This is a genomic window from Hwanghaeella sp., assembly GCF_965227365.1.
Classification (GTDB): domain Bacteria; phylum Pseudomonadota; class Alphaproteobacteria; order UBA8366; family Aestuariispiraceae; genus Hwanghaeella.
On sequence record NZ_OZ245754.1, the window covers coordinates 3,314,165 to 3,329,255 of the forward strand.

Genomic DNA, 15,091 nt, shown 5'->3' on the forward strand with positions numbered 1-15,091 from the left:
CGCACCTACTTACGAGTTCTGTTCTTCGGTCGCAGCCGCGTCATCCGCAGCCTCAACCGCCGGCGCTTCCGCCGGAGCTTCTTCGGCAACCGCGCTCGGATCCGCCGCCAGCTTGAACGCGCCCGGGAACGGGACGTCTTCCGGCAACGACCGCTTAACCGCGTCGCGCACCATGACCCAACCGGACTTGGAACCGGGGACGGCGCCACGAACCAGAATGAGGCCACGGTCGACATCGGTCGCCACGACTTCCAGGTTCTGCGTCGTCACACGTTCGGCACCCATGTGGCCAGCCATCTTCTTACCCTTGAAGACCTTGCCCGGATCCTGACACTGCCCGGTGGAGCCGTGCGAGCGGTGCGAAATCGACACACCGTGGCTGGCCCGGAGACCACCGAAGTTGTGCCGCTTCATCGCACCGGCAAAACCTTTACCGATGCTGGTGCCCGTCACGTCCACATACTGCCCGGCGATGAAATGATCGGCGGTCAGTTCAGCACCGACATCGATCAGGGCGTCGCCGGAAACGCGGAATTCCGCCAGTTTCCGTTTCGGCTCGACCTGGGCCTTCGCGAAATGTCCGCGCATCGGCTTCGTCGTGTGTTTCACCTTACGCCGGCCACCGCCAATCTGCAGAGCCGTGTAACCATGCTTGTCTTCAGTCCGCTGAGCGACGACTTGAAGTTCGTCGATCTTCAGGACCGTTACCGGTACGCTCGCGCCGTCTTCCTTGAAAACACGCGACATACCGACCTTTTGTGCGATCAACCCGCAACGCATCACGAAATCCCCCGCACTTAGAGCTTGATCTCGACATCGACGCCGGCAGCCAGGTCGAGCTTCATCAAAGCATCTACCGTTTGTGGCGTCGGGTCGACGATGTCCAGAACCCGCTTATGGGTCCGTATCTCGAACTGCTCACGGCTTTTCTTGTCGATGTGCGGAGACCGCAGCACCGTGAACTTCTCGATTCGGGTCGGCAGCGGAATCGGTCCGCGAACCTCGGCACCCGTGCGCTTCGCCGTGGACACGATCTCACGCGTCGACTGATCGAGGACGCGGTGATCGAACGCCTTCAGGCGAATGCGAATGTTCTGGCTATCCATGCCGTTTCACCCCTTAAAGAGCGCTACAAAAGAACGCCGCCCGGTCCGTTGCCTGGTCCGGGCGGGCGCCCTACTCAATTACTCGATGATGCCCGCGACGACGCCGGCACCAACGGTGCGGCCGCCTTCACGGATCGCGAAACGAAGACCTTCGTCCATCGCGATCGGGGCAATCAGTTCGACTTCCATCGTCACGTTGTCGCCCGGCATGACCATTTCGGTCCCGGCCGGCAGTTCAACCGAACCCGTCACGTCGGTCGTGCGGAAGTAGAACTGCGGACGATAGTTCGTGAAGAACGGCGTATGACGGCCGCCTTCCTCTTTCGTCAGAATGTAGGCTTCCGCCTTGAACTTCGTGTGCGGCGTGATCGAACCCGGCTTGGCCAGAACCTGGCCACGCTCGACGTCTTCACGGCCGACACCGCGCAGCAGCGCGCCGATGTTGTCGCCGGCCTGACCTTCGTCAAGCAGCTTGCGGAACATTTCAACGCCCGTGCAGGTCGTCTTCGTCGTCGCCTTCAGGCCGACGATTTCGATTTCCTCACCCGTCTTGATGATGCCCTGCTCGACACGGCCGGTCACAACCGTACCGCGGCCCGAGATCGAGAAAACGTCTTCGATCGGCATCAGGAACGGACGGTCAACCGGACGGTCCGGCTGCGGAATGTATTCGTCGACGGCCTTCATCAGCTCGACGATCTTTTCCTTGCCGATGTTGTCGTCACGGCCTTCCAGCGCCGCCAGAGCGGAACCGGCGATGATCGGAAGGTCGTCGCCCGGGAACTCGTAGGAGGACAGAAGTTCGCGAACTTCCAGTTCAACCAGCTCCAGCAGCTCTTCGTCGTCGACCTGATCAACCTTGTTCAGGAAGACAACGATCGCCGGGACACCGACCTGACGGGCAAGCAGGATGTGCTCACGCGTCTGCGGCATCGGGCCGTCAGCGGCGTTAACAACCAGGATCGCGCCGTCCATCTGCGCCGCGCCCGTGATCATGTTCTTCACGTAGTCAGCGTGTCCGGGGCAATCGACGTGCGCGTAGTGACGCGTTTCAGTCTCATACTCAACGTGCGCCGTGTTGATCGTGATACCACGCGCCTTCTCTTCAGGCGCCTTGTCGATATCGTCGAACTTCGTCGCAGCGCCGCCATACGTCTCGGCCATTACCTTCGTGATCGCCGCCGTCAGCGTCGTCTTACCATGGTCAACGTGACCAATCGTGCCGATGTTGCAGTGCGGCTTCGTACGCTCAAACTTCTCTTTCGCCATCGCTCGACTTCCTTGTCTTCTTTCGCCAGGGCCCGGGCTGGCCCGGTTGGCGATATGTGCGTGTCGTTAAGACCTAGGTCCCAAAAATTTCCCGTGGTTACGCAAGCTTGGCGCGGACTTCATCCGCTACCGCCTGCGGCACCTGCTCATAATGATCGAACTGCATGCTGTACTGGGCGCGGCCCTGGCTCAGCGAGCGCAGCGTGTTCACGTAACCGAACATGTTCGCCAGCGGAACCATGGCGGTCACGACACGGGCAATCCCGCGCTGATCCATGCTGCTGACCTGACCACGGCGGCTGTTCAAGTCGCCGATGATGTCACCCATGTATTCTTCCGGCGTGACGACTTCGACTTCCATCACCGGCTCGAGCAGTTTCGGGCCCGCCTTTTCCATGGCTTCACGGAAGGCGGCACGAGCCGCGATCTCGAAGGCCATGACCGAGGAGTCGACGTCGTGATACGCACCGTCCACCAACTCGACCTTGAAGTCGATGACCGGGAAGCCGGCGAGAATACCGTTGTCCATCTGGGTTTCGATACCCTTCTGAACGCCCGGGATATATTCACGCGGCACGGAACCACCGACGATCTTGCTTTCGAAGGAGAACCCTTCACCCGGCTCGACCGGCTCGAAGTTCAGAATGACGCGAGCGAACTGACCCGAACCACCCGTCTGCTTCTTGTGGGTGTAGTCGACCTGAGTCGGCTTGGAGATCGTTTCGCGGTACGCAACCTGCGGGGCACCGATATTGGCGTCCACCTTGAACTCGCGACGCATGCGGTCGACGATGATGTCCAGGTGCAATTCGCCCATGCCCTTGATGATGGTCTGGCCGCTTTCCTCGTCCGTGGCAACCCGGAAACTCGGATCTTCCGCCGCCAGACGCTGCAGGGCCTGAGACATCTTTTCCTGGTCGCTCTTGGTTTTCGGCTCGACCGCGATTTCGATAACCGGATCGGGGAATTCCATACGCTCGAGAACGATCGGCTTCTGACGGTCACACAGCGTGTCACCCGTCGTGGTGTCCTTCATGCCCACAAGCGCGACGATATCACCGGCATTTGCCTCATCGATTTCTTCACGGTTGTTGGAATGCATGAGCAACATGCGACCAATGCGTTCCGACTTTTCCTTGACGGAGTTCTGAACCGTCATCCCCTTGGTCAGGGTGCCGGAGTAGATACGCGCGAAGGTCAGGGAACCGACGAACGGGTCGTTCATGATCTTGAACGCCAAGGCCGAGAACGGCGCATCGTCTTCCGGCGGACGGGAATCCGGCTGCGGATCGTCGCTGACCGTGGAGCCTCTAACGTTACCGACATCAGTCGGCGACGGCATGAAGTCGACAACCGCATCGAGGAGCGGCTGAACGCCCTTGTTCTTGAACGCGGTACCGTTCAGGACCGGAACAAATGCGCCGGCGAGCGTGCCTTTACGAATGCAGGCCTTCAGCGTTTCTTCGCTCGGCTCATTGCCCTCGAGATAGGCTTCCATCGCGGCGTCGTCCTGCTCAACGGCAAGCTCGATCATCTTTTCGCGATACTCGGCAGCCTGGTCGGCCAACTCAGCGGGAATATCGACATAGTCGTATTTCGCGCCAAGTTCTTCACCGGACCACTGAACGTGCTTCATCTTGATAAGGTCGATGAGGCCGTCATATTCCGCTTCGGCACCGACCGGAAGCTGAAGAACCAGCGGGGTCGCACCGAGACGATCGACCATCATGTCGACGCAACGGAAGAAGTCCGCACCGGTACGGTCCATCTTGTTGACGAAACACATCCGCGGAACGCCGTACTTATCGGCTTGGCGCCAAACGGTTTCGGACTGCGGCTCGACACCGGCGACGGAGTCGAAAACAGCAACCGCACCGTCGAGGACGCGCAGCGAACGCTCGACTTCGATGGTGAAGTCGACGTGTCCGGGCGTGTCGATGATGTTGATGCGGTGATCTTTCCAGAAGCAGGTCGTCGCAGCCGACGTAATCGTGATACCGCGCTCCTGCTCCTGCTCCATCCAGTCCATCGTCGCGGCGCCGTCATGGACTTCGCCGATCTTGTAGGACTTACCGGTGTAGAACAGAACACGCTCGGTCGTCGTCGTCTTACCGGCATCAATGTGGGCCATGATGCCGATGTTGCGATACTTTTCGATGGGGTGGCTGCGCGCCATGGGAATTCTCCTGGGAGTCCGATCGAGTTACCAGCGATAGTGCGAGAACGCGCGGTTGGCGTCGGCCATCCGGTGCGTGTCTTCGCGCTTCTTGACCGCTGCGCCGCGATTGTTGGCGGCATCCATCAGTTCACCGCCCAACCGCTCGGTCATGGTGTTTTCAGAACGCTTCCGGGACATGTCGATGATCCAACGGAAAGCCAACGCCTGAGCCCGCTCGGAGCGAACTTCGACCGGCACCTGGTAGGTCGCACCACCGACACGGCGGGAACGCACTTCCAGATGCGGCCGGACATTCTCCAGCGCTTCGTGGAAGACGCGAACCGGGTCGTTGCCGGTGCGGGCCTGCAGCGTGTCGAAGGCACCGTAAACGATGGCTTCGGCCACGGACTTCTTGCCGTCGATCATCACGTTGTTGATGAACTTCGTGATCACGGTATCGCCGAACTTGGCGTCCGGCAGGATTTCCCGTTTTTCTGCTTTATGGCGTCGAGACATCTCTCAAGCTCTCCTGCTACCGACCGATCACTTCGGCCGCTTCACGCCGTACTTCGAACGGCGCTGACGACGGTCTTTCACACCCTGGGTATCGAGCGTGCCGCGGATGGTGTGGTAACGAACACCCGGCAAGTCCTTCACACGGCCGCCACGGATCATGACAACCGAGTGTTCTTGCAGGTTATGGCCGACACCGGGGATGTAGCTCGTCACTTCGAAGCCGTTCGTCAGGCGCACACGCGCCACTTTACGAAGGGCCGAGTTCGGCTTCTTCGGCGTCGTGGTATAAACGCGAGTGCAAACACCACGCTTCTGCGGGCAGGCTTCCAGCGCCGGCACCTTGTCGCGCTTCGGCTTGTCGGTCCGCGGCTTGCGGATCAGCTGATTAATCGTCGGCATGTATCTTCCGTCGCCTTCGTTTCGTTCAACCGTCAACTTGGGCCACACCCAAGCAAATGATTGGCGCGGCCCGCCGAAACGGCCCGCAAATTTCACCCCTGGCTTGACCTTGATCGCCCGACCTCATGGGCTTGATCCAAATCGCACCGCGCGAACACAACGCATTTCGGCAAAGGCGCCTAACGCCCGCCAAAAGCGCATATGAGTCCCAAGTTCTTGGCGGAAATCCGCCACTTTTACTTCAAGGCTTCCTCGAGACTTCGTTTAGGTTCGTTCCGTTGCCGGCGTCGCTTCGCCGGGCACAACGTCCAATCTGGTCTTCGTTTCGGTCGACCGATTGAATTGGACCTACTGCAAGCCCCCGCTTGAGGTGGGCGGAACCTATACGCCGACCCTACCCTCGTCAAGCGCTATCTTGCGGAAAAACAAGGCTTTGCGCGGTCCGCCGGAATCAATCGCAAAGGTTCGCTTTTCTGAAATAAAATTACTCCAACATCTTGTGGGCGGACAAATTCCGGCCCCTAAATCACCGTTTGGCGGCGGACCGGACGGTTTGGATCGGAATCGTCGGGGAATCGGTGAAACGCAAATCTGTCCGTTTTCGGGCCTTGCGGGCACTTCCATCCTCAAGAGAAAGGGCCGCGCGATGCGCGGCCCTTCCCTGTCGTTCTTAAGAGACCAGCCTTATTCCGCGGCCGGTGCCTCTTCGTCCGAACCGGCGCCTTCGGCTTCGGCGGCCATCGCCGCTTCCGCTTCCAGGGCTTCCAGCTCGGCCTGGCGTTCCGCCTGGATCACCTTGTCGCGATCCGCCGCAACCTGGCGCAGACGTTTCATCACCGCACCGGTACCGGCAGGGATGAGACGGCCGACGATCACGTTTTCCTTCAGGCCTTCCAGCGTGTCCTGCTTGCTGTTCACCGCAGCATCGGTCAGCACACGCGTGGTTTCCTGGAAGGATGCGGCGGAGATGAAGGACTTGGTCTGCAAGCTCGCTTTCGTGATGCCCTGCAGAACCGGTTTCACCTTCGCCGGGTCGCGACCTTCCGCGATAGCCTTCTGGTTCGCCTCTTCCGCTTCCTCGCGGTCGATCTGCTCGCCGACCAGCAGGAAGGTGGAACCGGCATCGATGACTTCGACCTTCTGCAGCATCTGGCGGACGATCACTTCAATATGCTTGTCGTTGATCTTCACACCCTGCAGGCGGTAGACGTCCTGGATTTCCTTGACCAGATAGTCGGCCAGCGCTTCGACGCCCATGACATCGAGGATGTCGTGCGGCACCGGGTTGCCGTCCATCAGCATTTCGCCCTTGCGGATGAACTCGCCTTCCTGAACGGCGATATGCTTGCCCTTCGGGATCAGATATTCCGACGCTTCCGCATTTTCGTCGCTCGGGCGGATGACGATCCGACGCTTGGTCTTGTAGTCCTTGCCGAATTCCACATAGCCGTCCTGATCGGCGATGATCGCGTATTCCTTCGGCTTCCGGGCTTCGAACAGTTCCGCAACGCGGGGGAGACCCCCGGTAATGTCGCGGGTCTTCGACCCTTCGCGCGGGATACGGGCAAGCACGTCACCGGCCTTCACTTCCTGGCCGTTGCTGACCGAGAGGATGGCGTCGACCGACATGAAGTAGCGGGCTTCCATGCCGTTCGGCAGGTTGACTACTTCGCCGTCGTTATCACGCAGCGTGACGCGCGGCTTCAAGTCTTCACCACGCTTCTGCTGCTTCCAGTCGATGACGACCTTGCTGGAAATACCGGTGGCTTCGTCGACGACGTCGCGGACCGAAATCCCTTCGACCAGGTCGACATAGTGCGCGACACCTTCCTTCTCGGTGATGATCGGGATGGTGTACGGGTCCCATTCCGCAATCGTCTGGCCGCGAACGACGTCGTTGCCGTCGTCAACGCGCAGCCGCGCGCCGTAAGGCAGGCGGTGATGGGCGCGTTCACGGCCCTGATCGTCAACCAGGATGATTTCCGTGTTCCGGCCCATGACCACGGGACGGCCTTCGGAGTCGATGACCACGTTGCGGTTGTTGATCTTCACCGTGCCGTCCAGGGACGATTCGATGGAGTTCTGTTCCGCACCACGCTGGGCCGCGCCGCCGATGTGGAAGGTCCGCATCGTCAACTGCGTGCCGGGCTCACCGATGGACTGCGCCGCGATAACGCCGACAGCTTCACCGATATTCACCTCGGTACCGCGGGCAAGGTCACGGCCGTAGCAGTTTCCGCATACCCCGTGGCGGGATTCACAGGTCAGAACCGAGCGGATCTTGACCGCGTCGATACCGGCGGTTTCGATCGCGTCCGCAAGCGGTTCGTCGATCAGCTGCGCCGCCTTGACGATGACCTCGCCGCTCAGCGGATCAACGACATCTTCCGCCGCACAACGGCCGAGGATGCGTTCCGCCAGACCTTCGATGACATCGCCGCCGTCGATGACCGGGCGCATGGTCAGGCCTTCGGTCGTGCCGCAATCTACCTGCGTGATGATGCAATCCTGCGCAACATCGACCAGACGACGGGTCAGGTAACCCGAGTTCGCGGTCTTCAACGCCGTATCCGCCAGACCCTTACGGGCACCGTGGGTGGAGTTGAAGTATTCCAGAACCGTCAGCCCCTCCTTGAAGTTGGAGATGATCGGCGTCTCGATGATTTCGCCCGACGGTTTGGCCATCAGGCCACGCATACCGGCAAGCTGCTTGATCTGCGCGGCGGAACCACGGGCCCCGGAATGGGCCATCATGTAAACCGCGTTCAATCCGGAACCGGAGCCGGCGGACATGCCCTTCATCATCTCGTCCGCGACCTTGTCGGTGCAGGACGACCAGACGTCGACGACCTTGTTGTACTTCTCACCCTGGGTGATCAGACCGTCCTGATACTGCTGCTCGTATTCCTTCACCATTTCCTGGGCTTCGGCGATCAGCTTTTCCTTCGCCGGCGGAACGATCAGGTCGTTCTTACCGAAGGAAATACCGGCGCGCGCGGCCCAGCCGAAGCCGAGCGACATAAGGCGGTCACAGAAGATCACCGTCTCTTTCTGACCGGTATGCCGATAGACGATATCGATCAGGTTGGTGATTTCCTTCTTGGTCAACACCCGGTTGATCAGATGGAACGGGACATGCGGATGCTTCGGCAGAATTTGGCTCAGCATCATCCGGCCCGGAGTCGAGACGACCTTTTCGACAACGGCTTCGCCGTCGGCGTTCACCGTCTCGTGGAACATCTTGATCTTCTGATGCAGGCTGAGCTGCTTTTCATCCAGCGCATGCTCGATTTCCGCCATATTGGCGAAGAGCGGCACGCGGTGAGCGGTCACATCACCGGCCTTGAGGCGCTTGAACGCCTCCTTGGGATCGGTGATGGCAACTGCACTGCTCGGATTCTTCTCATCCCGAAGCTGGATCTCGTTGTGCTCCAGCGCCGCCGTCATGGCTTCTTGACTGTCGATCGACACCAGCGGGCCGAACTGATCGGTCCGTTCATGGGTGATGTAGTACAGACCCAGAATGATATCCTGGGACGGCACGATGATCGGCTTGCCGTTCGCGGGCGACAAGATGTTGTTGGTCGACATCATCAGCACGCGCGCTTCAAGCTGGGCTTCCAGGCTGAGCGGCACGTGGACCGCCATCTGGTCGCCGTCGAAGTCGGCGTTGAACGCCGCACAGACCAGCGGGTGCAGCTGGATCGCCTTCCCTTCGATCAGTTTCGGTTCGAAGGCCTGAATGCCGAGGCGGTGAAGGGTCGGCGCGCGGTTCAGCAGAACCGGATGCTCGCGGATGACCTCTTCCAGGATGTCCCAAACTTCCGGACGCTCCTTTTCGACCATGCGCTTCGCGGCCTTGATGGTGGTCGCCAGACCGTAGAGTTCAAGCTTCGAATAGATGAACGGCTTGAACAGTTCGAGCGCCATCTTCTTCGGCAGACCGCATTGATGCAGCAGCAATTCCGGACCGACGACGATGACCGAACGGCCGGAATAGTCGACGCGCTTACCGAGAAGGTTCTGACGGAAACGGCCCTGCTTACCCTTCAGCATGTCGCTAAGCGACTTCAGCGGGCGCTTATTGGCGCCCGTGATGACGCGGCCACGGCGACCGTTGTCGAACAGCGCATCCACGGATTCCTGCAGCATGCGCTTTTCGTTGCGGACGATGATGTCCGGCGCGCGCAGTTCGATCAGGCGGCGCAGACGGTTGTTCCGGTTGATCACGCGGCGATACAGATCGTTCAGATCGGAAGTCGCGAACCGGCCGCCGTCGAGCGGAACCAGCGGGCGCAGTTCCGGCGGAATAACCGGCACGACGTCCAGCACCATCCATTCGGGACGGGTGCCGGATTCCTGGAAGGCCTCCAGCAGCTTCAGACGCTTGACCAGCTTCTTGCGCTTGGCTTCCGACCCGGTTTCCTGAAGGTCCACCCGGGTGGTCTCCAGTTCCTCTTCCAGGTCGATCGCCGCCAGCATGTCCTTCAGCGCTTCCGCGCCGATCTTGGCGGTGAAATTCTCGTCGCCGTATTCATCCTGCGCGTCGAGATACTCGTCCTCGGAGAGAAGCTGCTTGTACTTGAGCGGCGTCAGACCCGGCTCGGTCACGACGAAGGACTCGAAGTAGAGAACCTTTTCCAGATCCTTCAGCGTCATGTCCATCAGCAGGCCGATACGGCTCGGCAGGGACTTCAGGAACCAGATATGGGCAACCGGTGAGGCCAGTTCGATATGGCCCATGCGCTCGCGGCGAACCTTGCTGAGCGTGACTTCCACGCCGCACTTTTCGCAGACGATGCCCTTGTACTTCATACGCTTGTACTTGCCGCACAAGCATTCGTAATCCTTGATCGGGCCGAAAATCCGGGCGCAGAACAGGCCGTCGCGCTCCGGCTTGAAGGTCCGGTAATTGATGGTTTCCGGCTTTTTGATTTCCCCGAAGGACCAGGACCGGATGCGGTCCGGCGATGCGATCGAAATCTTGATCCCGTCAAAGCTTTGCGGGCCCTGCGGCTGACCGAAAATCTGCATCAATTCGTTCATCTGGGCTCTCCCATTTGGGCTGTTCCCGATCCGCCGGCTGGCTTCTCACCGGCCGGCTGGACCGGAATTGCGGCTGTCACATGCCGCGTCGTAGGTAACACGCTCTAAAGATCTTCCATACCCGACATTCGGGCAGGCCGGTCCCGCGCTTACATTTCTTCCTGCTCGAGTTCGACATTCAGGCCGAGGGAACGCAGTTCCTTGACCAGAACGTTGAAGCTTTCCGGAATGCCGGCTTCGAAGTTGTCGTCGCCGCGCACGATGGCCTCGTAGACCTTCGTACGGCCGGAGACGTCGTCCGACTTCACCGTCAGCATTTCCTGCAGCGTATAGGCGGAACCGTAGGCTTCGAGCGCCCACACTTCCATTTCCCCGAACCGCTGTCCGCCGAACTGCGCCTTCCCGCCCAGCGGCTGCTGGGTGACCAGGCTGTACGGACCGATCGAACGGGCGTGGATCTTGTCGTCGACCAGGTGGTGCAGCTTCAGCATATAGATGTAGCCGACCGTGACCTGACGATCGAAGGGCTCACCCGTGCGGCCGTCGAACAGGGTCATCTGACCCGATTCCGCCAATCCGGCGCGCGTCAGCATGGCGTTGATGTCATCCTCCCGCGCCCCGTCGAAGACCGGGGTGGCGATCGGCAGACCCTTGGAAATGTTCTTGGCCAGTTCGACCGTTTCCTCTTCCTTGAGGTCCTTGATCTCCTTGGCGATGCCATCGTCGTCATAAATGTCGCCGAGGGTCTTCTTCAGATCCACCACCTTGGACATACCCTGCTGGTAGGCCTGAAGCGCCTCGTTCACCTGACGGCCGAGACCCGCGGACGCCCAACCAAGATGGGTTTCCAGGATCTGCCCGACATTCATGCGGCTCGGCACGCCGAGCGGGTTCAGCACGACGTCGACCGGCGTTCCGTCTTCAAGATACGGCATGTCTTCGGCGGGGACGATCTTGGAGATCACACCCTTGTTGCCGTGACGGCCGGCCATCTTGTCGCCCGGCTGCAGCTTACGCTTCACCGCGACGAAGACCTTGATCATCTTCATCACGCCCGGGGGCAGTTCGTCGCCGGCCTGGACCTTCTCGACCTTGTCGTCGAAACGGGCCTGCAGCGCGGCAACGCTGTCATCGAGAACCTTGCGCAGGGAGTCGAGTTCGTCGTTGGTCGCTTCGTCGTCGACAACGATCTGGCGAAGCTGACCGGTGGTCAGTTCGTTCATCGCTTCGGCGGTGGCGACGTCGATCTTAACACCCTTCGGCCCGGTAACGACCTTGCGGCCATTGACCATTTCCATGAAACGGGCACGGAAGGAGTTTTCCAGGATCGCGCGTTCGTCGTCACGGTCCTTCGCGAGCTTCTCGATTTCCGCCCGTTCGATCGCCAAGGCACGTTCGTCCTTGTCGATACCCCGGCGGGAGAAGACACGAACTTCCACGACCGTACCCTTGTCGCCCGGCGGCACACGAAGGGACGTATCGCGAACGTCTGAGGCCTTTTCACCGAAGATGGCGCGCAGAAGTTTCTCTTCCGGCGTCATCGGGCTTTCGCCCTTCGGCGTCACCTTACCGACTAGAATGTCGCCCGCCTCAACTTCGGCACCGATATAGACGATACCGGCTTCATCGAGGTTCTTCAGGGCTTCTTCACCGACGTTCGGAATATCGCGGGTGATTTCTTCCTGGCCGAGCTTGGTGTCACGGGCCATCACTTCGAATTCCTCGATATGGATCGAGGTGAAGACGTCGTCCTGCACGATCCGCTCGGAGATCAGGATCGAGTCTTCGAAGTTGTAACCGTTCCACGGCATGAAGGCGACGAGGGCATTGCGGCCCAGCGCCAATTCGCCCAGTTCCGTCGACGGACCGTCGGCGATGATGTCGCCGGCATTGATCCGGTCACCGACCTTCACCAGCGGACGCTGGGTGATGCAGGTGTTCTGGTTCGACCGCTGGAACTTCAGCAGATTGTAGATATCCACGTTGGATTCGCTGGCCCCGGTATCGTCGGTCGCACGGACAACGATACGGGTGGCGTCGACCTGGTCGATCACGCCCGTACGCTTCGCGACGATGGCGACGCCCGAGTCCTTCGCAACGGTGGCTTCCATGCCGGTTCCGACAAGCGGGGCATCCGCCTGCAGCAACGGCACGGCCTGACGCTGCATGTTCGAGCCCATCAGCGCGCGGTTGGCGTCATCGTTTTCCAGGAACGGGATCAGCGCCGCGGCGACGGAAACGACCTGTTTCGGCGAAACGTCGATAAGGTCGATGTCCTCGGGCCGCGCGACGATGTAGTCGCCGCCCTTACGGCAGCTGACGAGGTCTTCCTCGAACCGGCCTTTCGCGTCGAGCGGCGCGTTGGCCTGCGCAACGGTGAAACGACCTTCGTCCATGGCGGACATGTAGATGACTTCGTCGGTGACACGGCCGCCATCGACTTTCCGGTACGGGGTTTCGATGAAACCGTACTGGTTGACGCGGGCATAGGTCGCCAGCGAGTTGATCAGACCGATGTTCGGGCCTTCCGGCGTTTCAATCGGGCAGATACGGCCATAGTGGGTCGGATGCACGTCACGGACTTCGAAGCCGGCGCGCTCACGCGTCAGACCGCCCGGGCCAAGCGCCGACAGGCGGCGTTTGTGGGTGATTTCACCCAACGGGTTGGTCTGGTCCATGAACTGGCTGAGCTGCGAGGACCCGAAGAATTCGCGAACAGCGGCCGCGGCCGGCTTCGCGTTGATCAGGTCATGCGGCATGACGCTGTCAATTTCGACAGAGCTCATGCGCTCGCGGATCGCGCGTTCCATGCGCAGCAGGCCGACACGATACTGGTTTTCCATCAATTCGCCGACAGAGCGGACACGACGGTTACCGAGGTGATCGATGTCGTCGATTTCGCCCTTACCGTCCTTGAGTTCGACCAGGACCTTGATGATCGCCAGGATATCTTCCTTGCGCAGGGTACGCAGCGTATCCGGCGCATCGTCCAGCGTGAAGCCGAGACGGGAGTTCATTTTCACCCGGCCGACCGCGCTCAGGTCATAACGCTCGGAATCGAAGAACAGGCTCTTGAAAAGCTGCTCAGCGGTTTCCAGCGTCGGCGGCTCACCCGGACGCATCACGCGATAGATGTCGATCAGCGCATCTTCACGGTTGATGTTCTTGTCCGCGTTGAGGGTGTTGCGGATATACGGTCCGACATTGACGTCGTCGATGAACAGCGTCGGCAGATCCTTCACGCCGGCTTCCGTCAGGGTCGACAGAAGCTCTTCCGTGATTTCCTCACCCGCTTCCGCGTAGATCAGACCGGTTTCTTCATTGACGATATCCTGACCGACATAACGACCGATGATGTCGCTGGTCTGAGCCAGGACTTCCTTCAGGCCGTCTTCCGCCAACTTGCGGGCCAGACGCGGCGTGATTTTCGTTTCCGCCGGGGCCACGACTTCGCCGGTCTTGGCGTTGATCAGGTCCGTGGTCAGCTTGGCGCCGCGAAGACGCTCGGCGTTGAAGGCCGTCTTCCAGCCCTTCTTCGTATAACTGTACGTAATCAGGTCGTAGAAGTAGCTGAGAATCTCGTCCTTACCCATGCCCTGGGTCTTCAGCGGATCCAGCTCGCGTCCTTCGATCTCGGCCTGCACGCGGTCTTCCGCCGTACGGGCATCGTCGAGCGCCATCATCAGCGTGGTCGCCGGCAATTTCCGGCGACGGTCGATACGGACATAGACCATGTCCTTGGCGTCGAATTCGAAGTCGAGCCAAGAGCCGCGATAGGGAATGACGCGCGCAGCGAAGAGATACTTACCGCTGGAATGCGTCTTACCGCGATCGTGATCAAAGAAGACGCCCGGCGACCGGTGCATCTGGGACACGATGACGCGTTCGGTCCCGTTAACGATGAAGGTACCGTGGTCGGTCATCAACGGCAGGTCGCCCATATAGACGTCCTGTTCCTTGATGTCGCGGATCGACTTCGCACCGGTTTCCTCATCCACATCCCAAACGACAAGGCGCAGGGTAACCTTCAGCGGTGCGGAGAAGGTGATTCCGCGCTGACGGCATTCCTCGACGTCGTATTTCGGCTTTTCAAGGTCGTAGCGCACGAACTCGAGCTGGCTGCGCTCCGAGAAATCGCGGATCGGGAAAACGCTCGCGAACACTTCTTGCAGCCCGACGCGCTCACGGTCCTGCCAATTCACACCGACCTGAAGGAAGGCGTCGTACGAGGTCTTCTGAACCTCGATCAGGTTGGGCATCGGTGCCACCTCAGGGAGGCGACCGAAGCTCTTACGAAATTTCTTCCTGCCGGTGAAGGAACTGGCCATGATATTCCTCGTTTCGATCCGCGTTTCGATCCGCTTCGGTCCGATCCGGCGCCCATACTGGATGACGGTCGCCTAATACAGACCTGTTAAACGTCGCCCTGACATTCGCGCCATTCGGTCAAGTGGTTGATCTTCCAGTCGGAAAATCGCTCAAAATCCTGACCTCAGCGCCCGCATCGGGCCGATGCGGAAAACTGGGACGGTCGGCCGTAACAGCCTTCCGTTAAACGCACGAGAGGGGCAGCACCGCAATGCCGCGGTGCACCCCT

General features: G+C 60.1%; 8 protein-coding genes. All 8 read right to left on the reverse strand.

Annotated elements, in window-relative coordinates; translation table 11 throughout:
• Window positions 1–9 precede the first annotated feature (9 nt).
• A complete protein-coding gene (rplC, locus tag ACQK2G_RS15300; protein WP_425405908.1) occupies window positions 10–780 on the reverse strand; it encodes a 50S ribosomal protein L3 in 771 nt (256 codons plus the stop codon).
• Window positions 781–797: 17 nt separating this feature from the next.
• The gene (gene rpsJ, locus ACQK2G_RS15305) at window positions 798–1,106 is read right to left on the reverse strand and encodes a 30S ribosomal protein S10 (RefSeq protein ID WP_127767630.1); all 309 of its coding nucleotides are present in this window, start codon (window positions 1,104–1,106) and stop codon (window positions 798–800) included.
• Window positions 1,107–1,184: 78 nt separating this feature from the next.
• Window positions 1,185–2,375 (reverse strand): elongation factor Tu, encoded by a 1,191-nt coding sequence (gene tuf / locus ACQK2G_RS15310; RefSeq protein WP_425405909.1) that lies wholly within the window; start codon window positions 2,373–2,375, stop codon window positions 1,185–1,187.
• Between the two features lie 97 nt (window positions 2,376–2,472).
• Window positions 2,473–4,551: an elongation factor G gene (fusA, locus tag ACQK2G_RS15315; RefSeq protein WP_425405910.1), complete on the reverse strand. Its 2,079-nt coding sequence runs from the start codon at window positions 4,549–4,551 to the stop codon at window positions 2,473–2,475.
• 27 nt (window positions 4,552–4,578) lie between these two features.
• Window positions 4,579–5,049, reverse strand: coding sequence for a 30S ribosomal protein S7 (rpsG, locus tag ACQK2G_RS15320; protein ID WP_425405911.1), 471 nt, complete (start codon window positions 5,047–5,049; stop codon window positions 4,579–4,581).
• Window positions 5,050–5,076: 27 nt separating this feature from the next.
• Window positions 5,077–5,448, reverse strand: a complete 372-nt coding sequence (gene rpsL, locus ACQK2G_RS15325) for a 30S ribosomal protein S12 (protein WP_127768329.1) — start codon at window positions 5,446–5,448, stop codon at window positions 5,077–5,079.
• Window positions 5,449–6,132: 684 nt separating this feature from the next.
• Window positions 6,133–10,494: a DNA-directed RNA polymerase subunit beta' gene (rpoC, locus tag ACQK2G_RS15330; RefSeq protein WP_425405912.1), complete on the reverse strand. Its 4,362-nt coding sequence runs from the start codon at window positions 10,492–10,494 to the stop codon at window positions 6,133–6,135.
• Window positions 10,495–10,643: 149 nt separating this feature from the next.
• A complete protein-coding gene (gene rpoB / locus ACQK2G_RS15335; RefSeq protein WP_425405913.1) occupies window positions 10,644–14,822 on the reverse strand; it encodes a DNA-directed RNA polymerase subunit beta in 4,179 nt (1,392 codons plus the stop codon).
• Window positions 14,823–15,091: the final 269 nt, after the last annotated feature.